Source organism: Streptomyces sp. NPDC058231 (assembly GCF_042882275.1).
Taxonomy (GTDB): domain Bacteria; phylum Actinomycetota; class Actinomycetes; order Streptomycetales; family Streptomycetaceae; genus Streptomyces.
The window spans coordinates 1-22653 of the sequence record NZ_JBHVWN010000039.1 but is presented as its reverse complement, the minus strand read 5'-3'; the positions used below and the strand labels follow the sequence as shown (position 1 = coordinate 22653).

General features: G+C 72.4%; 24 protein-coding genes. 14 read left to right on the top strand and 10 right to left on the bottom strand.

Annotation, left to right across the window (positions count from 1 at the left end; all coding sequences use genetic code 11):
• Positions 1-149 precede the first annotated feature (149 nt).
• Together ACFVXE_RS24030 and ACFVXE_RS24025 are read left to right on the top strand one after the other, a co-directional pair.
• Positions 150-917 (top strand): SDR family NAD(P)-dependent oxidoreductase, encoded by a 768-nt coding sequence (locus ACFVXE_RS24030; RefSeq protein WP_389673952.1) that lies wholly within the window; start codon positions 150-152, stop codon positions 915-917.
• A 114-nt stretch (positions 918-1031) separates the two neighbouring features.
• Positions 1032-1493 carry a hypothetical protein gene (locus ACFVXE_RS24025; RefSeq protein WP_389673950.1) on the top strand — a complete coding sequence of 154 codons (462 nt, stop codon included), beginning with the start codon at positions 1032-1034 and terminating at the stop codon, positions 1491-1493.
• 144 nt (positions 1494-1637) lie between these two features.
• Here ACFVXE_RS24025 and msrB read toward each other — a convergent pair whose 3' ends face one another.
• The 4 genes from msrB to ACFVXE_RS24005 form a co-directional block, all read right to left on the bottom strand.
• Positions 1638-2048, bottom strand: coding sequence for a peptide-methionine (R)-S-oxide reductase MsrB (gene msrB, locus ACFVXE_RS24020; protein WP_389673948.1), 411 nt, complete (start codon positions 2046-2048; stop codon positions 1638-1640).
• A 10-nt stretch (positions 2049-2058) separates the two neighbouring features.
• Positions 2059-3453 carry a UDP-N-acetylmuramate--L-alanine ligase gene (gene murC, locus ACFVXE_RS24015; protein WP_389673946.1) on the bottom strand — a complete coding sequence of 465 codons (1395 nt, stop codon included), beginning with the start codon at positions 3451-3453 and terminating at the stop codon, positions 2059-2061.
• Positions 3454-3495: 42 nt separating this feature from the next.
• Complete coding sequence (locus ACFVXE_RS24010) at positions 3496-3948, bottom strand: indole-3-glycerol phosphate synthase (protein ID WP_389673944.1); 453 nt, start codon at positions 3946-3948, stop codon at positions 3496-3498.
• A 134-nt stretch (positions 3949-4082) separates the two neighbouring features.
• Positions 4083-4862 carry a pyrimidine reductase family protein gene (locus ACFVXE_RS24005; RefSeq protein ID WP_389673943.1) on the bottom strand — a complete coding sequence of 260 codons (780 nt, stop codon included), beginning with the start codon at positions 4860-4862 and terminating at the stop codon, positions 4083-4085.
• A gap of 35 nt (positions 4863-4897) precedes the next feature.
• Between ACFVXE_RS24005 and zapE the strand changes: the two genes are divergently transcribed.
• The 4 genes from zapE (at position 4898) to ACFVXE_RS23985 (ending at position 9030) form a co-directional block, all read left to right on the top strand.
• A complete protein-coding gene (gene zapE, locus ACFVXE_RS24000; protein ID WP_389673941.1) occupies positions 4898-5989 on the top strand; it encodes a cell division protein ZapE in 1092 nt (363 codons plus the stop codon).
• A 40-nt stretch (positions 5990-6029) separates the two neighbouring features.
• Positions 6030-6455, top strand: coding sequence for an OsmC family protein (locus tag ACFVXE_RS23995; protein ID WP_389673940.1), 426 nt, complete (start codon positions 6030-6032; stop codon positions 6453-6455).
• A 124-nt stretch (positions 6456-6579) separates the two neighbouring features.
• Positions 6580-7959, top strand: coding sequence for an alkaline phosphatase PhoX (locus tag ACFVXE_RS23990; RefSeq protein WP_389673938.1), 1380 nt, complete (start codon positions 6580-6582; stop codon positions 7957-7959).
• A gap of 204 nt (positions 7960-8163) precedes the next feature.
• Positions 8164-9030, top strand: a complete 867-nt coding sequence (locus tag ACFVXE_RS23985; protein ID WP_389674036.1) for a polysaccharide deacetylase family protein — start codon at positions 8164-8166, stop codon at positions 9028-9030.
• Between the two features lie 241 nt (positions 9031-9271).
• On the opposite strand, the gene ACFVXE_RS23980 is transcribed toward ACFVXE_RS23985, so the two are convergent.
• The 4 genes from ACFVXE_RS23980 to ACFVXE_RS23965 are packed head-to-tail and all read right to left on the bottom strand — an operon-like array spanning position 9272 to position 11704.
• Positions 9272-9472 carry a hypothetical protein gene (locus ACFVXE_RS23980; protein WP_389673937.1) on the bottom strand — a complete coding sequence of 67 codons (201 nt, stop codon included), beginning with the start codon at positions 9470-9472 and terminating at the stop codon, positions 9272-9274.
• Between the two features lie 14 nt (positions 9473-9486).
• Positions 9487-10155 carry an ABC transporter gene (locus ACFVXE_RS23975; protein ID WP_389673936.1) on the bottom strand — a complete coding sequence of 223 codons (669 nt, stop codon included), beginning with the start codon at positions 10153-10155 and terminating at the stop codon, positions 9487-9489.
• Positions 10152-10982 (bottom strand): ATP-binding cassette domain-containing protein, encoded by an 831-nt coding sequence (locus ACFVXE_RS23970; protein ID WP_389674034.1) that lies wholly within the window; start codon positions 10980-10982, stop codon positions 10152-10154. Before ACFVXE_RS23970 ends, ACFVXE_RS23975 begins: the two co-directional genes overlap by 4 nt.
• Positions 10983-11026: 44 nt before the next feature.
• Positions 11027-11704: an AIM24 family protein gene (locus ACFVXE_RS23965; RefSeq protein ID WP_389673934.1), complete on the bottom strand. Its 678-nt coding sequence runs from the start codon at positions 11702-11704 to the stop codon at positions 11027-11029.
• Positions 11705-11787: 83 nt separating this feature from the next.
• Here ACFVXE_RS23965 and ACFVXE_RS23960 point away from each other — a divergent pair, with 83 nt between their 5' ends.
• The 5 genes from ACFVXE_RS23960 to ACFVXE_RS23940 all read left to right on the top strand — a co-directional run bounded on the left by ACFVXE_RS23960 (position 11788) and on the right by ACFVXE_RS23940 (position 16904).
• Positions 11788-12501 (top strand): peptidyl-tRNA hydrolase, encoded by a 714-nt coding sequence (locus ACFVXE_RS23960; RefSeq protein WP_389673932.1) that lies wholly within the window; start codon positions 11788-11790, stop codon positions 12499-12501.
• A gap of 144 nt (positions 12502-12645) precedes the next feature.
• Entirely contained in the window at positions 12646-13383 is a 738-nt protein-coding gene (locus tag ACFVXE_RS23955) for a DUF4142 domain-containing protein (protein WP_389674033.1), read from the top strand.
• A 123-nt stretch (positions 13384-13506) separates the two neighbouring features.
• Positions 13507-14952: a DUF692 domain-containing protein gene (locus ACFVXE_RS23950; protein WP_389673930.1), complete on the top strand. Its 1446-nt coding sequence runs from the start codon at positions 13507-13509 to the stop codon at positions 14950-14952.
• 5 nt (positions 14953-14957) lie between these two features.
• Positions 14958-16037, top strand: coding sequence for a TIGR04222 domain-containing membrane protein (locus ACFVXE_RS23945; protein ID WP_389673929.1), 1080 nt, complete (start codon positions 14958-14960; stop codon positions 16035-16037).
• A gap of 78 nt (positions 16038-16115) precedes the next feature.
• A complete protein-coding gene (locus ACFVXE_RS23940; protein WP_389673928.1) occupies positions 16116-16904 on the top strand; it encodes a TIGR04222 domain-containing membrane protein in 789 nt (262 codons plus the stop codon).
• 373 nt (positions 16905-17277) lie between these two features.
• On the opposite strand, the gene hemQ is transcribed toward ACFVXE_RS23940, so the two are convergent.
• Together hemQ and hemG are read right to left on the bottom strand one after the other, a co-directional pair.
• A complete protein-coding gene (gene hemQ, locus ACFVXE_RS23935) occupies positions 17278-17991 on the bottom strand; it encodes a hydrogen peroxide-dependent heme synthase (RefSeq protein ID WP_389673926.1) in 714 nt (237 codons plus the stop codon).
• Between the two features lie 4 nt (positions 17992-17995).
• The gene (gene hemG / locus ACFVXE_RS23930) at positions 17996-19471 is read right to left on the bottom strand and encodes a protoporphyrinogen oxidase (protein ID WP_389673924.1); all 1476 of its coding nucleotides are present in this window, start codon (positions 19469-19471) and stop codon (positions 17996-17998) included.
• A 127-nt stretch (positions 19472-19598) separates the two neighbouring features.
• On the opposite strand from hemG, the gene ACFVXE_RS23925 reads away from it, so the two are divergent.
• The 3 genes from ACFVXE_RS23925 to ACFVXE_RS23915 all read left to right on the top strand — a co-directional run bounded on the left by ACFVXE_RS23925 (position 19599) and on the right by ACFVXE_RS23915 (position 22615).
• On the top strand, positions 19599-20612 hold the full coding sequence (locus ACFVXE_RS23925; RefSeq protein WP_389673923.1) for a DUF4349 domain-containing protein: 1014 nt from the start codon (positions 19599-19601) through the stop codon (positions 20610-20612).
• Positions 20613-20658: 46 nt separating this feature from the next.
• On the top strand, positions 20659-22038 hold the full coding sequence (locus tag ACFVXE_RS23920; RefSeq protein ID WP_389673921.1) for an FAD-dependent oxidoreductase: 1380 nt from the start codon (positions 20659-20661) through the stop codon (positions 22036-22038).
• 85 nt (positions 22039-22123) lie between these two features.
• On the top strand, positions 22124-22615 hold the full coding sequence (locus ACFVXE_RS23915; RefSeq protein ID WP_389673919.1) for a hypothetical protein: 492 nt from the start codon (positions 22124-22126) through the stop codon (positions 22613-22615).
• The last annotated feature ends 38 nt before the right edge of the window (positions 22616-22653 follow it).

The following is a 22653-nucleotide window of genomic DNA, read 5'->3' as shown; positions in this document are numbered from 1 at the left end:
GGACTCCACGCCGACCAGGGACATGTCGGCCCGGCCACGTCCGGCCCCGGGGGCTGGGGCCCGGAGCCCCCGCCCGGCGTGAAGGGGCCGGTCGCCGACGTCGGGCACATGGGGTTGGCAGCGGGCCGCCCATGCCTGATCTTGGTCCCATGACATCCACGACGAACGTGCCACGTACGGCCCTTGTCACCGGCGCAGCACGCGGCATCGGCGCCGCGGTGGCCCGGCAGCTGGCCCGCGACGGACTGGCGGTCGGTGTGCTCGACCTGGACGAGGCGGACTGCGCGGGCACCGTGCGGGCCATCCGGGACGACGGCGGGTCGGCGACGGCGGTCGCCGCCGACGTCGCGGACGAGGCGGCGGTGACCTCTGCCGTCGCCCGGGTCGCCGCCGAGCTGGGTCCGCCGACGGTGCTGGTGAACAACGCCGGTGTCGGTCCGCGTGCCGACCTCGTGGAGATGACGACGGACCAGTGGGACGCGGTCCTGGGAGTCAATCTGCGCGGCCCGTTCCTCGTCACCCGGGCCGTCGCCCCGTACATGATCGAGGCCGGCTGGGGGCGGATCGTCACCATGTCCAGCATCTCCGCGGCCGGCGACGCAGCCCGCGTCGACTACGCCAGCGCGAAGGCAGGTCTCCTCGGCTTCACCAAGTCGCTCGCGCTGCAGCTCGGACGGCACGGCATCACGGCCAATGCGATCGCCCCGGGCTTCGTGGTCAGCGAGATGACCAGGACCTCGGCCCGCCGGCTGGGCCTCGACTTCGAGGAGTTCAAGCGCGGTGCGGCGCAGTCCATTCCGGTCGGAAGAGTGGGGCAGCCGGAGGACATCGCCCATACGGCGTCCTACCTCGTGAGTCCCGGAGCGGGGTTCGTCTCCGGGCAGGTCATCCATGTGGCGGGCGGGCCGGTGGCCTGAGACCGGCGGATGTGTGTCACGGGCCGCCCGGGGCTCCGGGTACCGTGGGAGGTACCGATCTCGTGGACCTCCTGGCGGGCTGCGTGACTCCCCGTAGGAACAGATGAGGACTCGATGACGACGAACCGCGGACGCAAGGACGTCATCCGCGACCGGATGGCCGCCACCGGCGAGTCGTACAACGTCGCCGCCCGCAATCTCAAGGCGATGAAGGACATGGGCGCCACCCGTGACGCCGTCCTCACGCAGCGCTGGCGCCCGGCGGACTCGCTCGACGTGCCGTGCCCCTGCGGCGGGACGTGCGAGCCGGGCGAACGGTGCGAGCGCTGCCATGCCCGGCACCGGCACGTGGCCCGCTACCCCGGCAGCGTCACGGACGTGGAGACCTGGGCGGACCGGTACGACTGCCTGGGCTGCTCGTCCTCGTACACCCTGACCGTCGTCCTGCGCGGCCGCCCGTGGGGCGTCGCCGAGACGGTGGTCCAGGGCGGCGCGGCGGAGTCCGTGGTCAGGGCCCGGGTCTTCCCCGGCGTCGCCCATCCGCTGCTGCGGCCCGAGACCCCTGAGGACGACTGACCCCGTCCGGCCGCGCCGGCGCGCGGCGCCCCCCCGGGCCCCCCCCCCGCGCCGCCGCCCCCACCCCCCAGCGCCCCCGTCCCCCCGCCCGCCCCCCGCCCCGCCCCCCCCCCGCGGGGCCTCCGCGGCCGGGCGCGCGGGTGATCAGTCCTTCCCGTCCTCCGCGAGACGCAGCGAGATCGAGTTGATGCAGTACCGCTGGTCGGTCGGCGTGGGGTAGCCCTCGCCCTCGAAGACATGCCCCAGGTGCGAGCCGCAGCGGGCGCAGCGCACCTCGGTGCGGACCATGCCGAGGCTGCGGTCCTGGATCAGTTCGACCGCGTCGGTGTCCTTCGGGTCGTAGAAGGACGGCCAGCCGCAGTGCGACTCGAACTTGGTGTCCGAGCGGAACAGCTCGGCGCCGCAGGCCCGGCAGGAGTAGACCCCGGCCGTCTTGGTGTCGGTGTACTCACCGACGAAGGCCGGTTCCGTGCCGGCCTGGCGCAGGACCGCGTACTCGGCGGGGGTCAGCTCCGCCCGCCATTCCTCGTCAGGCTTCTCGATGTCGTACGGCACGGTGGCTCCCTCAGCTCGACAGGTGTTCCAGGATCTGCGGGCCGAGGTCCGTGACGTCGCCCGCTCCCATGGTGAGAACGAGGTCGCCGGGCTTCGCCATTCCCGCCACGGCCCCGGGGACCTCCGTCCGGTCGTGGACGGCGGTGACATCGGCGCCGGCCCGCTTCGCCGCGTCGATGATCAGCGCGCTGGTCACCCCGGGGATCGGGTCCTCACGGGCCGGGTAGATGTCGAGCACCACGGAGGCGTCGGCGAGGGCGAGCGCCTGCCCCATCTCCGTGCCCAGTTCCTGGGTGCGGGAGAAGAGGTGCGGCTGGAAGACCACCAGGAGCCGGGAGTCCGCCGCGGCGCCGCGCATCGCTTCGAGGTCGGCGGCCATCTCGGTGGGGTGGTGCGCGTAGGAGTCGATGACCTGGACGCCGGCCGCCTCGCCCTTGAGCTGGAGGCGGCGCTTGACGCCGGTGTACTTGCCGAGGGCGGAGGCCAGGTTGTGCGCCGGGATACCGAGCGCGACGCCCGCGGCGAGTGCGGCGACCGCGTTGTGCGCGTAGTGGCGGCCGGGCACGGAGACGGTGAAGGTCAGGTACTTCCCGTTCAGGACGACCGTGACCTCGCTGGTCAGACCGCGGGGGGTGACCTTGTGGACCCGTACGTCAGCGGTCTCGGACTCCCCGTACGTGACGACGTTCACCCCGGCCAGGTCGCGCACCCGCTTCGTCAGCTCGACCGCGCCGGGCTGGTCGGCGGCGACGACCAGGGTGCCGCCGGGGACGATCTTGCCGACGAAGGTCTCGAAGGAGTCGTAGATCTCGTCCATCGAGGCGTAATTCGCGTGGTGGTCCAGCTCGACGTTGAGGACGATCGCGACCTCGGGGTCGTACTTCTGGAAGCTGCGGTCGCTCTCGTCGGCCTCGGCGACGAAGATGTCGCCTTCGCCGTGCGTGGCGTTCGTGCCGGGGCCCGCGAGGTCGCCGCCGATGGCGTACGACGGGTGGAGGCCGAGCTCCGACAGGGCGACGGCCAGCATCGACGTGGTGGTCGTCTTGCCGTGGGTACCCGCGACGGCGATCGCGCGCAGGCCCTGCATCAGTGAGGCGAGTGCGTCGGAGCGGTGCACGACGGGGACCGACAGCTCGGCGGCGCGCAGCAGCTCCGGGTTGTCGGCGCGGATGGCGCTGGAGACGACCACGCAGGACGCGTCCTGTGCCAGGTGGCCCGCGGCGTGCCCGATGTGGACGGTCGCGCCCAGCGCCCGCAGCGCCTCGGCCGTGCCCGACTCCTTGGCGTCGCTGCCCGCGACCTTCGCGCCGCGCTGCGCGAGGATCTTCGCGATGCCCGACATTCCGGCGCCGCCGATGCCGATGAAGTGCGGCCGTTCCATGGCGGCAGGAATACCGGGTGCCATGCGTGTGTCTCCCAAGGTTGGTCCGGGTAGCGGCCTCCCAGCCTATTCGCTGTGCGCGAAGAGTTTGAGCACCGGTACGCCGACCTTGTGACGGGCCCGGGAGGCCCAGTCGCGGTGGAAGAACTCCTCCACGTAGTGCGGGGCGGTCAGCACGATGACCTCGTCCGCCCCCGCCTCGTCCACGACCGACTTCAGCTTGTCCAGCGGATGGTCCTCGATCACCTGCCCGACCGCCTCGGAGCCCGCCTGGCGCAGGGCCGCGAGCGACACCTCGAGTGCCAGCTCGGCGGGCTTCCTGGCGTCCTTGCCCTCCGGCTCCTCCAGCTCCCGGGCGGCTTCCTTCAGCTCGCCGATCGCCACGTCGTCGATGGCGCGCAGCAGTACGTCGGCCTGGTCACCGCGCGGCTGCATCAGCACGACGAACGAGATCTCTTCCTCTCCGTGCAGGGTGGTCACGAACTCGACGTCCTCGGAAGTGAGGGGCTTCTCGATCATCAAAACGCTGGTGAACACCTCGGGCGCCCTTCTGCTCCATCGACTCTCGACGGCCGCTGCTGAAACCATCCTGCCCCGTGACGGCACGGAGACTGCCTGAGTAAGTGTGCCCATCGGAAGCTAACCGGAACGGTTTACTCCGCTGATTGTCGGATCCGGCGGTAGCGAGTGAAGAGGAACCCCTCCTCCTCCAGCATCGACGCCAGGGCGAATCGTTCCGGCACTTCCACCGAGGGGCCGCCGGCGATCCGCTGGGCATCTCCGGCGGTCAGCATCGGCGAGAGGGTCAGGCAGATCTCGTCCAGCACCCCCGCGGCCACGAACTGACCGAGCAGCCGGGGTCCGCCCTCCGTCAGCTGGCGCTTCAGTCCGCGGTCCGCGAGCTCCCGCACGGCCCTGGCGGGATCCACCCGGGACCCCTCTCCCGCGATCACCACTTCGGCCCCCGCCGTCCGGGCCGCCTCGATCCGGCCGGGGGGTGCGCCGGCGCCGGTGACCACAAGGGTCGGGACGAGCGGTGAGACGAAGAGCGGGAGCGAGAAGTCCAGGTCCAGGCTGCCGCTGACCACGGCGATCACCGGCGCGGGGCCCTGCCCGGCCGCCGCCCGCCGCCGGGCGAAGGCGTCCCGGGCCCGGGCGGGCCGGTACCCCTCCATCCGTACGGTCTCGGCACCCGCCACGACCACGTCGGCCAGACCGCGCAGGGTGCCGAAGATCCGCATGTCCGTGTCGCAGGAGATCGGCTGCGAGCGTCCGTCGTGCTGGGCGGCGCCGTCGAGGGTGGAGACCATGTTGGCGCGCAGCCAGGGGCCGTCGCCCGCGGGGTACGCGTACGCGTCGGCGAGCTCGTCCAGGCTCCACTCCCCTCCTTCGCCAGCCGGTGTCGGGTCGGTCACAGGGAAGAGGCGTCGCATTCGTGCAGTCTCGCACGGCCCTTAAGCTGAGAGCTGTGTCGTCCTCCACCGCCGTGCCGGGGCAGAGCCCCATAGCCGAAACGGCCCCGCTGTCCCTGTGCGCCCTCGAGCCGCATGTCCCCGCCGACCGCCTGGTCGCCGAGATGGTGCCGCCGCCGCGCTTCGACTCGGTGCGCTTCGACACGTACGTGCCCGATCCCAACCAGCCCAGTCAGATCGAGGCGGTGAAGGTTCTCGGCGAGTTCGCGCACGGGCTCGGCGGGGCGCACGCGACGGGTACGGGCAAGCGCAAGTGGTTCGGCAGGAAGCCGGCACCGGTGACCGGGCCGCGCGGTGTCTATCTCGACGGCGGTTACGGCGTCGGCAAGACGCACCTTCTCGCCTCGCTCTGGCACGCCACGCCCGCCGCCCCCTCACTGAAGGCGTTCGGCACCTTCGTCGAGCTGACCAATCTGGTGGGCGCGCTGGGCTTCCAGCAGACCGTGCAGACGCTCAGCGGGCACCGGCTGCTCTGCATCGACGAGTTCGAACTCGACGACCCGGGCGACACCGTTCTCGTGTCGTCGCTGCTCAGCAGGCTGGTCGAGGCCGGGGTCGCACTCGCCGCCACGTCCAACACGCTGCCCGGCAAGCTCGGCGAGGGACGGTTCGCGGCCGCGGACTTCCTGCGGGAGATCCAGGGGCTGTCCTCGCACTTCCGGCCGCTGCGGATCGACGGTGAGGACTACCGGCACCGCGGTCTGCCCGAGGCACCCGCGCCCTTCTCCGACGAGCAGGTCACCAGGGCCGCGTACGCCACCGAGGGCGCCAGCCTGGACGACTTCCCGTCGCTGCTCGGCCATCTGGCCCGCGTGCACCCCAGCCGGTACGGCGCGCTGACGGACGGCATCCGGGCGGTCTGCGTCACCGGGGTGCAGCCGGTGGCGGACCAGTCGACCGCGCTGCGGCTCGTCGTCCTCGCCGACCGGCTCTACGACCGGGAGGTCCCGGTGCTCACGTCGGGGCTCCCGTTCGACCGGCTGTTCAGCGACGAGATGCTGAACGGGGGGTACCGGAAGAAGTACTTCCGGGCGATCTCCCGGCTGACGGCGCTGGCGCGCGACGCAAAGGGACTGGTGGCGCAGTAGGTTCGGATGCGGTAACTCCACCGTTCCGAAGGGATTCAGCATGGCAACCACGCGTCAGGCGCACACGGTCTGGGAAGGCAACCTGATCGAGGGCAAGGGCGTTGTCACCTTCGACTCCTCCGGCATCGGGGAGTACGAGGTCTCCTGGCCGTCCCGCGCGGAGAAGGCGAACGGCAGGACCAGTCCGGAGGAGCTCATCGCGGCGGCGCACTCCAGCTGCTTCTCGATGGCGCTGTCCAACGGTCTGACCGCGGCCGGCAACGCGCCGACCCGGCTGAACACCCAGGCCGAGGTCACCTTCCAGCCCGGCACCGGTATCACCGGCATCCACCTCACCGTGCAGGGCGAGGTGCCCGGTCTCGACGAGGCGGGCTTCGTCAAGGCGGCCGAGGACGCCAAGGCGAACTGCCCGGTCAGCCAGGCGCTCACGGGCACGACGATCACCCTGAGCGCCTCGCTCGTCTGATCCCGCGGGCCCCTGGGGCCCGTGACACGCATGAGGTCCGGTGACCCGCATGGTTCCCGCGCGACGCAACGCGTGGTACACACATGCGGGTCACTTCTCCTGTCCGCCAACAGGGAGTTGCCTCATGTCATCAGCTGCACCTCGACGGATCGCAACACGACGTCAGGTCCTGGCCGGCAGCGGTGCGACCGCTGTCTCGATCGCCTTCGCCGGGGCCTTCTCCGAACTCTTCACGGGCACCGCGGCCGCCCGTGGCCACAGCGGATACGGCCCCCTGGTCGCCGACCCGGACGGCCTGCTCGATCTGCCGGAGGGGTTCCGCTACCGGGTCCTGTCCCGCGAAGGGGACCGGCTCCGCTCCGGCGAGGGCCCGGTCCCCAGCAACCACGACGGCATGGCCGCGTTCACCGGTCACCGCGGCCGCGTCCACCTCGTCCGCAACCACGAGAACCGGGTCACCGCCAAGATCCCGGTCCCGACGGTCGACGGCCTGACCTACGACCCGATGGGCAAGGGCGGCTGCACCGCGCTGGAACTCGACAGCCGCGGCGCGGTCCTCGGTGAACGCGTGGCCATCGCCGGTACGGCGGTGAACTGCGCGGGTGGCCGGACACCTTGGAACACCTGGCTGACCTGCGAGGAGACCGAGGACCGGGCCGGCACCAACGGCTACACCAAGGACCACGGCTTCATCTTCGAGGTCGACGGCACCGACCCGCACCGCACCGGAGCCGTGCCGCTCACCGCGATGGGCCGCTTCCAGCACGAGGCGATCGCGATCGACCCGGGCGACGGAACCGTGTACGAGACGGAGGACGCGTTCGAGAAGCCCTTCGGGCTCTTCTACCGTTTCCTGCCCGAGAAGCCGCTGGGCGGCACGGGGTCGCTCCGGGCCGGTGGTGAACTGCAGGCCATGCGGGTCCCGGGCGTCCCCGACCTCTCCGTCGTCCAGGAGACCGGCGCGAGCTTCGACCGCGTCGAATGGGTCCCCGTACCCGATCCCCAGGCTGCGGGGACCCCGATCCGGCTGCAGGACTTCGGGCCCCGGGGCATCACGCACGCCCAGAAGCTGGAGGGCTGCTACTGGGGCGGTTCGTCGGTCTACTTCGTCTCCAGCTTCGCGCAGAGCGCCGCGGGCTCGGCGGCCGACCACTTCGGCCAGGTGTGGCGGTACGAGCCGCAGCGGCGCCGCCTCACCCTCGTGATCGTCTTCGGCCCGGGTACGGATGTGCAGCTGCCCGGCGAGTCCCCCGACAACATCTGCCTGTCGTCCGACGGCGGCCTGATGGTGTGCGAGGACGGAAACGGCGCCCAGCACGTGTTCGGCCTGACACGGCGCGGCGAGGTGTACGCGATGGCCCGCGGCCGGCAGAACATCGGGACGCCGGAGAGTCCGGCGTGGGGCGAGTTCGCCGGGGTCACGTTCGCACCGGACGGCGGGACGATGTTCGTGAACTGCTACACGCCGGGCACGACGTTCGCGGTGACGGGCCCCTGGCGCTGACCCGCCGAGCGGTGCGGGGGCGCGGTCCGCCGCCCCCGCACCGGACCGGGCCCGGGACTGCGACCGGTCGGCCGAGGCCGCCGGCCGCGGCTCGACGGGCCGGGTGAATCCGGGGCGACATCGATACGGACCGAACCGTCGCGACCGTCCTCCGCCCGCGTGGTCGGCTACTTTCCGTGAGTGAGCACACCTGCACGAAGGTTGATGGCGGCGGCTGCCCTGGGCGCCCTTCTCGGTCCTGTCCTGACTGGTTGCGGGAGTGACGCCCCCTCACAAGGGATCGGAACAGCACCCGCTGCTCCCGGCCCTCGGCACGACCGGCCCTCCACATCCCCGTCACCTTCCGTGAAGGCGCCGCCCGCCGACCGGAAGCCGGCCGCGGCGGCGCAGGGGCCGGCCGGCCGGATGCCGGTCTTCGAGCGGGCGCACGGCACCCTCGACAAGGTGGTGGCACTCACCTTCGACGCCGACATGACGGCCGACGAGGGGCCGCGCGCGGACGCGGGCGAGCACTTCGACAACCCCGAACTGATCGCCCTGCTGCGTCTGCTGAAGGTGCCCGCGACGGTCTTCATGACGGGGCGCTGGGCGGACGAGTACCCGTCGCAGGCCCAGTCCATCGGCACCGACCCCCTCTTCGAGATCGCCGGCCACTCGTACAGCCACCATGCCTTCGCGTCGCCCTGCTACGGACTGCCGGTCGTGGACCGGGCCGACATGCGCGAGGAGGTGGAACGGGCCTTCACCGCGATCCGGAGGACGGGTGCGCTCCGTGTGGTGCCGTACTTCCGGTTCCCCGGCGGCTGCTACGACGATGCGGCGCTGCGCATCCTGGCGGCCGAGCGAATGACGGCGGTGCAGTGGGACGTGGTCAGCGGCGACGCGTTCGCACAGGACGCGGACGCGGTGGCGGAGCAGGTGCTGGACGGCGTGCGGCCGGGATCGCTGGTCGTCATGCACTGCACCCGCAGCGCCGCACCGGTCACGGGCGAGGCGGTCCGCCGGGTGGTGCCGGAACTGCGCAGCCGGGGCTACCGCTTCGTGAAGGTCTCCGAGCTGATGGGGCTGTGACGCGCCGTGATCCCACCGGGGCGACGGGCGGGGTTGTGAGCTGTGGGAACTCGCCCACCCACCACGGACCGGCCCCGGAGGGCCGGCGCCGAGCGGGAAGCGAAAGCGGGGGACCAGCGCATCCAACACCGTTCGGGATACGCCCAGTACGCAACAGCGAGCCCAGAACTCACTCACGCACACTGGTTGAGGAACGGTCGCTCGATGCCCGTCGTCGCGATCCGTTCGCAGCAGCCGGCACTCAGCCCGAACAGGCCGTGCGCTGCGCCTCCTGCCATTCACAGACCGGACACAGCGTGACGCCCCTGGCCGATTCCGGGTACTCGGTCGGCTTCCGGCACAGCACGCACTCCGCGTAGGGAGGACCGGATGCGGTCTCCGGGGTGGGTGCAGGGACCACCGAAGGTGTCCCGCAGTACGGCTCGTGCACACGCTCGTCCATGCGCACGAGCCTACTCAGCCCCGCGTCGAAGTGAGTCTGCAGACCGCCGTGGCCACCGCGGTGGCCACGGCGGCGGAGCAGATCAGCGGCAGGACGGGGATGTGCACCGCGCCGGTCAGCGATCCGGTGACCAGTCCCGTGACCGCGTACTTCGCGGGCGAGCCGGTGGCCACCAGCGACAGCAGGGCGGCGAGCGCGGTGGCCGCGACCGACCAGCCGCGACGGTGCAGCACCGGGCGGGTGCACAGCGCGCCGGCCGCCGCCCCGAGCAGCACGCAGCAGGCGGCGGCGAACAGGCCGGCGAGTCCGGCGGGCGGCAGCGGGACGCGGACCGTGTGGTCGACGTTGGCCGGATCACTGATCAGCAGCACGACCACCGTGCCCGCCACGCCCAGCAGCCCCGCGCAGCCCACGGCGGTGAGCAGTGAGGCCAGGTGCAGCTTCGGCTGTCCGGCCACCGCGGCGGCGACGGTCCGCGCGGCGGGCGGTTCCTGGGTGGCGCAGAGCCGGACGAGCCAGGCGGTGACGGGCAGGAGCACGGCGGCGGCGTAGCCGAGCGAGTCGAGCACGGGCTGCCCCGACTGGACGCCCACGGCGAGGAAGACCGCGTAGAGGAGGACGGGGGCGAGCCAGCGCTGGGAGCGGAGCAGCAGGGCGGTCTGGTAACGGATCAGGGCGGTCATGGTGTCTCCGACGGTTCGGCACGGGGCGCCGGTTCGGGCGCGGTCACCTCCGACAGGTGTCCGATGTGCCAGGGCGGGCGGGCCGTCAGCAGGGCGCGCAGCAGTGCGTCCGAGTGGACGGAAGCGACCGTGAGCCGGATGGTCTCCCCGATGCCGGGCTCCCGCACCGGGGCACCGGGCAGTCCCGCCGGGAGCGCGGCCCCGGCAGCGCCCGTGAGCTCGATCCGTACCCGCGGTCCCGCCTCCTCGGCCGACAGCGGTACCGGTACGGCGGCGAGCCGGTGCCCCACGACACGGTGGGTGGCGTCGACGGCGCCGACCAGCCGGCGCGGATCGTGATCGACGAAGACGACGGTGGAACCGGCCGCGACCCGCTCGACGACCGCCCGGTCCAGCTCGTCGCGGGCGGCGGTGTCCAGGCCGGTCCATGCCTCGTCCAGGACCAGCAGCTCCGGTTCGGCGAGGAGCGCCTGGGCCACGGCGACCTTCTGGCTGGTGCCCTTGGAGAGCTCCGCGAGCGGTGTGCGGGCGTGGCCGTCGGCCCCGAAGCGCGCCAGCCACTCCCGCGCCCGGACGGTCGCCTCGGTGGTCCGCAGGCCGTGGATCCGGCCCAGGTGGACGAGGTACCCGGCCGCGGTGAAGGGCAGTGCCGCCGGAAAGCGCTCGGGGACGTAGGCCGTACGCGGCCGGGGCCCGTCGATCCGGCCCTCGTCGGGGGTGTCGATCCCGGCGAGCAGCCTCAGGAGGGTGGATTTGCCGGTTCCGTTGGCGCCGTCGATCCGGATCAGGGCCCGCGCGGGCAGTTCGAGATCCACCCCGCGCAGCACCCATGGTCCACCGAGGCCGTACCGGCGGCCCACTCCGTTCAGGTTCAGTTGGCCGACGCCTTCTCTGTCTTGACCTCGCTGGGCCGTACGATCACGAACCCTTCGCCGTCCAGCCTCAGTTGGACGGCCTCACCGGAGCCGCCGCGGATCATGGAGCCGAAGCTCTGCGAGCGGTGCAGCGAGGTGTTCAGCTGCGCGCTCCAGCCGACCACGGCGTCCGTGTCGACGCACACCGGCTGCTGGGGCGTGACCGGGATCACTATGGGATTGCCCTCACACATCAGGCCGAGTTTGCCGTATCCGGTGAAGACGCTGTTGAAGAGCCCGCCGCCGGTCATCCCGGCGCCCTTCACCGTCTTGATCTCGTACGAGAGCGTGGAGTCGAAGCAGAGGACGTTGCGGCCGTTGATGGTGAGGACGTCGCCCTGCTCGATGTCCACGATGAAACAGTTGGCGGCCTCGTGCGCGAACCAGGCCTCACCCTGGCCGCGGACCGCCATCAGCGGCAGTCCCTCGCCGGTGACGGCACGCTTGAGCATGCCGCCGAGGCCCTGGCCCTTGCGCTCGAACTGGAGATCACCGCGGAAAGCGATCATCGACCCCTGGCGGGCGTGCATCTCGCCGCTGACGGCGTACTTGATGGATTTGGCGTTCTGCAGGGTCATCCCGGGGTCAGTTGCCGGGTGGGCCATGTTCTCGCTGGAAAAGAGATCGCTCTTCATGCGGTGCATCCTCACCCGGAGCATTTCATTCCGCCAAGAACGCGCCGGAAACACGGGAAGCGACGGCTGGCAGACTGGTACGAGTGAGCAGCAACGACACCTCCGCATCCCCGTTCCACTCCGAGCCGACCAGTCGCGACGACGCCCCGCAGTACGTGCTCCCGCTGGTCGTGCACATCGAGAAGACCGATCCGCCGGCCCGCACCGACGCGCTGTGCACCGCCGCCCGCGCCGTCCTCGTGATGCTCTCCGACGAGCGGTCGGCCGGTGAGGGCGAGTGGGCGCAGGCGATGCGTGACTGGCAGGACGCCCGGATCCGCAAGGTGGTGCGGCGGGCCCGCGGCGCGGAGTGGCGCAAGGCGTCCGCGCTGCCCGGCATCACGGTCACCGGCCTGAGCGCCGAGGTGCGCGTGTACCCGCCGGTGCCGCTGGACGGCTGGCCGAAGGAGCTGGTGAAGCTCCAGGTGTCGGGGACGGATCTGGACGATCCGGAGCCGCCCGCCGCACCCGACACGTCCGCTCCGGTGCTGTGGCTGAACCCGGAGCTCGGCATGTCCGCGGGCAAGGAGATGGCACAGGCCGGGCACGGCGCACAGCTCGCCTGGTGGGAGCTGTCGGAGACGGAGCGCAAGGCCTGGCGGGAGGCCGGGTTCCCGCTCTCGGTCGCCACCGCGGACGCCGCCCGGTGGGCGGAGCTCACCGTGAGCGGGCTGCCGGTGGTGCACGACGCGGGCTTCACGGAGATCGCCCCCGGGTCCTGCACGGTGGTCGCCGACCATCCGGCGCTGCGCCGCTGAACACTTCGGTGCCCCGGTCCGTATCTTCCGTTACTGCCGTAACCGGCACTACTGCCCAGTATCTTGAACGACCAGTCAGCCGCCGGTCGTTGGAGCCGGGTGGTTGATTCGACGTCGTCACGCCTCGGCCCGGGAGAGACCTTGTTGCGACGCATCAACGGAACGGCCGTCATCATCGCGGCGCTCGTCGCCACGATCGGCGCGCTCGCCTTCCCCGTCTGGTCCTACGCCGACCGTTCCGGCACCGGTCAGGCCAATCTCGACGCGTCGTCCGTCGCCACGCAGTGGGGCCCGCTCTCCGCCACCGACCGGGACTTCCTCGTGAGGGTGCGGCTGGCCGGTCTGTGGGAGCTTCCGGCCGGGCAGCAGGCCATCCAGCGCGCCCCGAGCGAGGCGGTCAAGGCGGCCGGCGACCACCTGGTGGTCGGGCACACGGATCTGGACCGCCGGGCCCGGGACGTGGCCGCCAAACTCGACGTGGAACTGCCGAACCAGCCGAACGAGCAGCAGCAGGGCTGGCTGCGCGAACTGACGGCGGCGAGCGGCGAGGACTACGAGCGGAAGTTCGCCAATCTGCTGCGGGCGGCGCACGGCAAGGTCTTCGCCCTGGTCGCCCAGGTCCGGAGCACCACCCGCAACTCACTGATCCGTCAGCTGGCGACCGACGCCAACCAGACCGTGCTCGACCACATCACCATGCTGGAGGCCACCGGCTTCGTCGACTTCGACGGAATCGCGCGCGACGCCGCGGGTGCGGCGACGGCCAGCCCGACCGGACCGCCGCCGCCGACGGGCGGCGCGGTACCCCCGCTTCCGGTGCCCGTGGAGCCTTCCGGGGACCAGTCGTTCACCTCGCGTCCGTCGACGGCCCCGATGCCCTGAACCGGGTCCGGCCGGGCCGTCGGGGGCCGGAACCTCAAATCATGCTCTGAACGTCACCCTCTTCGGATTGGCTGCCGCCCGCCGGGGCCATCACCCCTGCACGGAACGGCGGAGGGGGACACCATGGAGCTGGGAATCGGCATCGGCTGGCGGCCGGAGATCGCGGACGCGGTGGAGGCCCTGCCGGGGATCGACTGGGTGGAGGCGGTCGCGGAGAACCTCTGCGCCGATCATCTGCCCGACTCCCTGGTACGCCTCCGTGAGCGCGGTGTGACCGTCGTCCCGCACGGTGTGTCGCTGGGCCTCGGCGGGGCCGACCGCCCCGACCCCGGCCGGCTCGCGGCCCTGGCCGCCCGGGCCACGCTGCTGGGCACGCCGCTGGTCACGGAGCACATCGCGTTCGTACGGGCCGGGGGGCCCCGCACCGCGTCGCCGGCGCTCGAAGCGGGTCATCTGCTGCCCGTGCCGCGGACCTGGGACGCGCTGGACGTCCTGTGCGAGAACGTGCGGATCGCGCAGGACGCGCTGCCGGTGCCGCTGGCGCTGGAGAACATCGCGGCGCTGATCGCCTGGCCCGGCGAGGAGCTGACCGAGGGCCAGTTCCTGGCGGAGCTGGTGGCGCGCACCGGGGTCCGGCTGCTGATCGACGTCGCCAATCTGCACACCAACCACGTCAACCGTGGCGAGGACCCCGCGAGGGCGCTCGACGAACTGCCGGTGGAGGCGATCGCATACGTGCATGTGGCGGGCGGCGTCGAGAAGGACGGCGTCTGGCACGACACGCACGCCCACCCGGTGACCCGGCCCGTCCTCGACGTCCTCGCCGAACTCGGCTCCCGGGTGGACCCGCCCGGAGTCCTGCTGGAGCGCGACGACCACTTCCCGCCCGCGGAGGAACTGGCCGGAGAACTCACGGCGATCCGCGTCACGCTGGCCGCTGCGCACAAGGACGGGCCGGCTCGGCGCGGGACCGGACCGCTCCCCGCCGGACCCGCCCCGGCCGGACCCGGCGTCCACGTCGGCACCCTCCGCACCACCGGTGCTGCGGCCACCGTCACCGGATCCACCGTCACCGAGACCACCGCCGCCGGAGCCACGGCCGTCGTGGCCCCCGCCGTCGGAGCCGGCGCCGCCGCCCGTACCTCGGGCGTCCGCGCCGACGCCGCCCGCGATCGCGCCGCCGTAGCCCAGACCGCGCTGCTCTCCGCCCTCGTCGCGGGCACCCCGGCCCCCGAGGGCTTCGACCACCGACGCCTCGGTGTCCAGAGCCGCGCGCTGGCCGCCAAGCGAGCCGATGTCGTCGCCAAGGTGGCGCCCGAGCTGCCCGAGATCCTCGGTGACGGCTACCGGGGCGCGTTCCTCGCGTACGCCAGGACCCGCCCCATGTCAGCCGGTTACCGGCGCGACGCTCTGGACTTCGCCGAACAGCTGCTGATCGCGGGCCGCCCCGCGGACAGTGCCGCCCGGCGCCGGCTGACCCTCTGGTGGCAGGAGCGTGCGGCTGCCCGGCCGCCGCGCCGTGCCGCCCGGCTGGCACGGGCCGTGCGCTCCGCACTGGTGGGGAGGTGACCGGCGTGAACACGGTCGCCCTGGTCGTGACGCTCGGCGTCGCGGTCTCCTCGGTCCTCCTGATCGTGGGAATCTCGAACGCCCGGCGCGGTCCCGGCGGCCCGGTCCACGACCTCTACGAGGTGGCCTTCCTCAACGGCGGCCCCGGCAGGGTGGTGGACGCCGCGATCGCCGCCATGCAGGCTGACGGGCGCCTGACGGTCGGCGGTCCCGGCATCGTCTCCGTCCGGCGGCCGGCCGCGGACGACCCGGTGGAACGGGCGGTGCTCCAGGAGCACGCCGCCGCCCCCAGCGGCGCGCTGCACATCTTGCGGGACGCGGCGATGCGGCACCCGGCCGTGCAGGAGGTCGGTGACGGGCTGGCCGCCCGCGGACTGCTGGTCCCGCCGGGCGCCAGCGCGAAATGGCGCCGCTGGGGTCTGTTCCAGGGGCTGGGCTGCCTGCTGGCCGTTCCGGTCTCCTTCGCGGTGACGACGGCGCAGGTCGTGGCCGAGTCCGATCCGTTCGACGGCTCCCTCCCCTTCGTCATCAAGGTGTTTCCCGCGCTGTTCGTGGGCTTCCCGACCGGGATGATCTGCGCGGGCGTCGCCCGTACGCGCATCACCAAGGCGGGCCGGCGCGCCGCCGAGCAGTACCGTGCCGGCCACGCCGGCGCCGTCGGACCCGCCGGGCTGGTGGCGATGTTCGGGTTGCGCGCGCTGCCCGACCCCGTACTGCGGGCGCAGCTGGTGACCGCGGCACGGATGCGGGCCACGACCGGGCGGCGGCCCGTGTCACCCTCGCACTCCTCCTCGCACAGCGACGGACACTTCGTGGCGACGGCGTGGTGCGCCGGCTCGGGCCGTACGGAATCCGGCTGCGGGAGTTCCAGCGGAACGCCGGGTCACGGAGGCTGCGGCGGCGGGTCCGGATCCGGCTGCGGCGGCAACTCCGGGTCCGGCTGCGGCGGCGGGTCGAGCTGCGGCGGATCCGGATCCAGTTGCGGCGGCGGATCCAGCTGCTCCAGCAGCGGCGGATCCAGTTGCGGCAGCGGATCCAGCTGCTCCAGCAGCAGCGGGTCCAGTTGCGGCAGCAGCAGTTCCTGAGCCGAGCGCGCTCGCGCACCGGTCCGAATAATGAACAGGCCATGGCGCTTCACCGTCCGCCTCGCATAGAACTCCGACATGCTCTGGGTTCTGTTTCTGCTGGTCGCATGGGGTGTGGCGGGCGCCTCCTGTCTTCGGCTCTGCCTCGCCGCCGCGTCCGTCGACCGGGCGCGGGACCCCGGCCACGTCGAATTGACCCTGTACGAGGCGGCGTTCCTGACCGGCGGCCCGCACCGGGTCGCGGATCTGGCCCTCGTCACCATGCATCTGCGCAGACGTCTGCTGCTCGCCCACACGGGCTGGGCGACGGTCGTCGACCCGGAGGGCCGGGACGAGGTCGAGCGCACGGTGATCCGCGCCATCGGCCCCGGGGGACAGTCGCTGATCCCTCCGATCCGTTCGGCGACCGCCGCGGCCGATGCCGTACGTTCCCTCGCCGACCGGCTGGTCGGGGCGGGCCTGGCACTGCCTGGCGGTGAACGGACGGACCTCGCGTCGGCGATACGCGCGGTGCGCGGCGCGGCGCTCCTGGTGATCGCGATGGCCGGCGCCGCGCTGCTGCTGCCGGATCAGGAGAGCGGCATCGGCGTCCCGTTGACGGCTGAACTGGTGTGGTTCGCGCTGCCTCTGGTCCTGACGCTCGGCTGCCTGGCCATCGCCCGGATGGAGATCCATCCGTACAGCTCCTGGGCCTCCCCCACGGGACAGCGCCTGCTGGACTCGTTCGCCGCCCCGCCGGGGAGCGCGGACCGTGAGGTGCTGGCGGCGGTCGCCGTGCGGGGCGTCCGTGCCGTCGACGATCCGGCGCTGCGGGCAGCACTCTCGGGCGGCGGTCACCCGGCCGGTGCGACGTACCGGGATCGGTGAGGGATCCGGCGGACCGTCAGGCGGTGGCCCGCTGCGCGACCTCGGTCCCGGTCCTCGGCCGCAACCGGTCCGTCCTGGACGCCGGGGCCCGGCCCCCGTCGACCACGGCACGGCCGTTTCCGGCCGATCAGAGTTCGGGAGGCCGGACCTGCCGTGCTCCCGGCGGAGCACATGACCGGCCCGCGTCGGGGCGGGCCGGGGACGGGCGGGGAAGGACGTGTCACTCCCCCGCCCGTGCCGGGGAACGCCGCGGGTCCGAATCCCACGGCGTGCCCGGAGCCGAACCCGGTGTCGCTGGAGCGGCGGCAGCGCACAGCAGTGCGCCGGTATCCGCCGTCTGATCTTCCGGGTTGGGGTGGTCGGAGCCCGCTCGCTACGCGAGCCCGGCCACCAGGTCTGCGACGGACTTCCTGCGGCCCGTGTAGAAGGGGACCTCCTCGCGGACGTGCATCCGCGCCTCGGAGGCCCGCAGATGACGCATGAGGTCGACGATGCGGTACAGCTCGTCCGCCTCGAAGGCGAGGATCCACTCGTAGTCGCCGAGCGAGAAGGAGGCGACGGTGTTGGCGCGGACGTCGGGGTAGCCGCGGGCCATCTTGCCGTGGTCCGCGAGCATGCGACGGCGGTCCTCGTCGGGCAGCAGGTACCAGTCGTAGCTGCGTACGAAGGGGTACACGCTGACGTAGTTGCGCGGCGTCTCGTCGGCGAGGAACGCCGGGATGTGCGCCTTGTTGAACTCGGCGGGACGGTGCAGCGCCATGTTCGACCAGACCGGCTCCAGCGCCAGACCCAGCTTGGTGCGCCGGAAGAGGTTGTACGCCTCCTGCAGCTCGTCCGCCGTCTCCGCGTGCCACCAGACCATGACGTCGGCGTCGGCCCGCAGGCCGGACACGTCATAGGTGCCACGGACGGTGATGTCCTTGGCGGCGAGCTGGTCGAACAGCTCCTGGACCTCGTCGGCGTAACCGGCGCGGTCGGCGGGGAGTACATCGCGGAGCTTGAAGACGGACCACAGCGTGTAGCGGATGACCTCGTTGAGGTCCTTGGCCTTCTTGCCGGCGTTGGGGATCTTCTCAGGCGCACTCATACGGCTATTGTCCCGCCTCGCTCCGAGTGCCCTGAACCAGGGTGGGAGTGGCGATGATCTCTCCCGTGAGTTCGGCGGCGATCTCGTCCGCGGCCCGGTGGGCACTGGCGATGCAGGCCGGGATGCCGACGCCGTCGTACACCGCGCCGCAGACCCGCAGAGCGGGCAGTGCGGCGACCTCGTCACGGATCCGGGCGACCCGGGTCAGGTGGCCGACGGGGTACTGGGGCAGGCCGCCGATCCACCGGGTGACCTCGGTGTCCACCGGCTGCACGGCGAGTCCGGTGGCGTCGGCGAGGTCGCGCAGCGAGGCGTCGACGAGTTCGGAGTCCTCGCGGTGCAGATGGTCCTCCTCGCCGTACCGGCCGACCGAGGTGCGCAGGACGAACAGGTCCGGGGCCGCGTCGGCGACCCACTGCCACTTGTGGGTGGAGAAGGTGGATGCCTTGATCGTACGGCCGTCGACCGGCGGTACGAGGAAGCCGGAGCGCCCGTCGAGCGCGCCCGTGGCCGCCACGTCGGAGCGCCGGAACGCCATGGTGATCAGCGTCATCGACGCGTACTCGACGCCGGCCAGCTCGACGGAGGCGGCCGGGGACTCGGCGGCCAGCAGCGTGGACGCGGACCAGGCCGGGGCGGCGAGGACGACGCCGTCGGCGGCGATCACTCCGGTGTCGGTACGGACGTCCCAGCCGTCGGCGGTGCGGCTCAGGCCCAGCACGGGTGTGGCGGTGAGGATCTCGCCGCCTCCGGCGCGCACGGCGTCGGCGACCGCGCCGGGCAGGGTGCCGATGCCTCCGTCGATGCCCTGGAAGACCGGGCCGGTCTGCTGCCGGGCGGCGGCCTGCCGCTGGATGCGCCGGACACCGTCGAGCAGTGAACCGCCCTCCCGTGCCAGCTCGTAGAGCTGCGGTACGGCGGCGCGCATCGAGATCCGGTAGGCGTCGCCCGCGTACACCCCGCCGAGCAGCGGTTCCACGAGCCGGTCGACGACTTCGCGGCCCAGCCGGTCGGCGACGTAGGCACCGACCGCGACGTCGTCGCCGACGGCGGTCGGGGTGAGGTCCCGCTCCTGCGCGATGCGGGCCAGTCCCTCCGCGGAGATCACCCCGCCGAGTGCGGCGGGGTCGCCCGGTACGCCCATCACGTGCCCCTTGGGCATCGGCCGCAGCTCGCCCCGCGTCCAGACCGACGCGGTGGCGGTGGCCGGCGGCTGAAGCCGTTCGCCGAGGCCCACGGCCCTCGCCAGGCCGACCGCTTCGGGCCGTCTGGCCAGCATCGACTCCGCGCCCAGATCGACCCGGGTGCCCGCGATCTCACCGGTCATGAGCTTGCCGCCGAGCCGGTCGGTCGCCTCCAGGAGGGTGACCCGCAGTCCGGAGCCGAGGAGCCGGTGGGCAGCCGCAAGTCCGGCGATACCGCCGCCGATGACGACGACATGACCCGCACCTGCGTCCGCACGGTTTATTGATCGCTGCATGCCCCCACTCTCTCAAACCCTTTCCGGGTCCTGAACGTGACCGCTTCGCAACCCGTACGAGGCAACCCGCACCGCGGGGCCCGACGTCGAACCGGCATCATCAACCACCCGCCCCGGGGGAGCAGTTATGCAGAGATCGCACCATCCAGGCCGTTCGTCCACCCGCCGCCCGTCCGCGCGCCGTTCGCGTACGGCACTCGCCGCCGGGCTGCTCACCGCGCTGCTCGCGCTGAGCGGCTGCGGCGCGGGCGACAGCAGCTCCGCCGACCGGAGCGTGAGCGCGGCGGACGACAAGGCGGCGGCAGCCCCCGCGGGGCGGGCCGACTCCGCCGCCGGGGAGTCGGCCCGCGGGTCCTCCGCCGGCAGCCCGGCGCAGTCGGCGAAGCCGCCCACGCCGACCACCGCCCACATCATCCGCAAGGCCTCGCTCTCCGTGGAGGTGAAGAGCGTGCCGAAGGCGGCCGCGACGGCCCGATCCGTCGCGGAGGGCGCGGGCGGTCTGGTGGCGAGCGAGTCCACCGAGCGGGTCGACGCGACGCACGAGCAGTCGCACCTCGTGCTGCGGGTGCCGCAGGGCGAGTACGACGCCGTGCTGCGGGAGCTGGCGGGAGGCGGGAAGCTGCTGTCCCGGACGTCGGAGGCCAAGGACGTGACCGATCAGGTCGTCGACGTGGAGAGCCGGATCGCCACCCAGCGGGCGAGCGTCGCCCGGGTCCGGAAGCTGATGGACCGGGCCGAGAAGATCACCGATGTCGTCGCCCTGGAGGGGGAACTGAGCAACCGTCAGGCCGAACTGGAGTCGCTGCTCGCCCGGCAGGAGTCGCTCAAGGACCGCACCACCCTGGCGACGATCACCCTCGACCTCTCCGAGCCGGAGGCGCCCGCAGACGCCACGGACGACGATCCGGGGTTCGTGGACGCGCTCGGCGGCGGCTGGCATGCGTTCGTGACGATGGTGAAGTGGATCGCGATGGCTTTGGGCGCGGCCGCGCCGTTCCTGGCGGCCGCGGCCGCGTTGCTGCTGCTCTGGCGGCTGGTGCGTACCCGGTTCACCCGGCGCCGCGCCCCTCGGGCACCGGAGCCGGTCCCCGCACCGTCCGAGCACGCCCCCGTACCACCTCAGGCGCCGTCCGCGCCCTGAGCGCCGTAGCGTGGGTCCCCGGACTCGGCGGTCGAAGGGACCCGGCATGGCAGCGGAGCGACTGGTGGTCATCGGCGGGGACGCGACGGGTATGTCCGCCGCGTCCCAGGCCCGCAGGCTCAAGGGGCCCGAGGAGCTGGAGATCGTCGCCTTCGAGCGGGGCCGCTTCACCTCGTACTCCGCCTGCGGCATCCCGTACTGGGTCGGCGGGGACGTGGCGGAGCGGGACGACCTCATCGCCCGTACGCCCGAGGAGCACCGGGACCGCTCCATCGATCTTCGGATGCGCACCGAGGTGACGGAGATCGACATCGCCGGCCGGCGGGTGCGGGCGATGGACCGGGAGACCGGTGGGACGTACTGGACGGGCTTCGACAAGTTGGTGATCGCGACGGGCGCCCGGCCGGTGCGCCCGTCGCTGCCCGGCATGGATGCGGCCGGCGTGCACGGCGTGCAGACGCTCGGCGACGGCCAGGCGCTGCTGGATTCCCTGGACCGGGCGAAGGGCCGGAGCGCGGTCGTCGTGGGTGCCGGATACATCGGTGTCGAGATGGCGGAGGCGCTGCTGAAGCACGGCTTCGAGGTGACGGTGCTCAACCGCGGCGAGCAGCCGATGGCGACGCTCGATCCCGACATGGGGCGACTGGTCCACGACGCCATGGACGGCTTGGGCATCAAGACGGTGAACCGGGCCGAGGTGACCAGGATCCTCACCGGTCCGGACGGCCGGGTCACCGCGGTCGCCACCGACGACGCCCGTCATCCGGCGGATGTGGTGGTGCTCGGGATCGGGGTCGAGCCGGAGACGGCCCTGGCCCGCGCCGCCGGGCTCCCGGTCGGCCCGCACGGCGGTCTGCTCACCGATCTGTCGATGCGGGTCGCCGGGCACGAGAACATCTGGGCGGGCGGCGACTGCGTCGAGGTCCTCGACCTGGTGGCGGGCCGCACCCGCCACATCGCGCTGGGCACCCACGCCAACAAGCACGGCCAGATCATCGGGGCCAACGCCGGCGGGGGTTACGGGACGTTCCCGGGGGTGGTCGGTACGGCGGTCAGCAAGGTGTGCGACCTGGAGATCGCCCGTACGGGACTGCGGGAGAAGGACGCCCACGCGGTGGGCCTGCGGTTCGTCACGGCGACGATCGAGTCGACGGGGCGGGCGGGCTACTACCCGGGGGCCCGGCCGATGACGGTGAAGATGATCGCGGAGTTCCGCACGGGCCGGCTGCTCGGGGTGCAGATCGTGGGCCGGGACGGGGCCGCGAAGCGCGTGGACATCGCGGCGGTCGCGCTCACCGCGGGAATGACGGTGGAGCAGATGACGGCGCTCGACCTGGGATACGCCCCGCCGTTCTCCCCGGTCTGGGACCCGATCCTGGTGGCGGCCCGCAAGACGGTTCAGGCGGTACGCGGCGCGGGGGTGTGAGAGAACTCTCCGTGATCAGGCGGACGGTCGAACGGACGCGGTGACAGGTTGCACATGATCGAACACTTTACGTTAAATCGATCATATGATCCGACACTCTCTGCGCACCCTCTGCGCCGCCTCCCTCGTCATAGCCCCGCTCGCCCTGAGCTCCCCCGCCCAGGCCGCGACGTCGTGCTCGGTCAACGGCGTCCCCGCCTCGGGCCCGACCGTGAACGGCACAGCCGGCAGTGACTTCATCCAGTGCTCGTCGGTCGATGCGGGCCATTCGGTCAACGGTCTCGGCGGCAGCGACACGATCTTCCTCACCGGCCCCGTCAACGGCACCGTCAGCGGCGGCACCGAAGGCGACTTCATCTCGGTCGGCGCGTCCGCCGCGGTCGCGGGCGTCGTCGCGGGCGGCGACGGGGGCGACCACATCTCGGTGGGCGGGCTCGTGACGCCCGCCGGCCGGGTCCTGGGCGGCAATCAGGGCGACTTCCTTCAGGTCGCCGTGAACCAGGGTGTCGTCGACGGCGGCGCAGGCGTCGACGCGTGCCGGGTGAGTGCCGGCAACGCCCCCGTCAACTGCCCCTAGTCACCCCGCAAAGCGCCGCGCGCCGCGGAGCCCGGGGG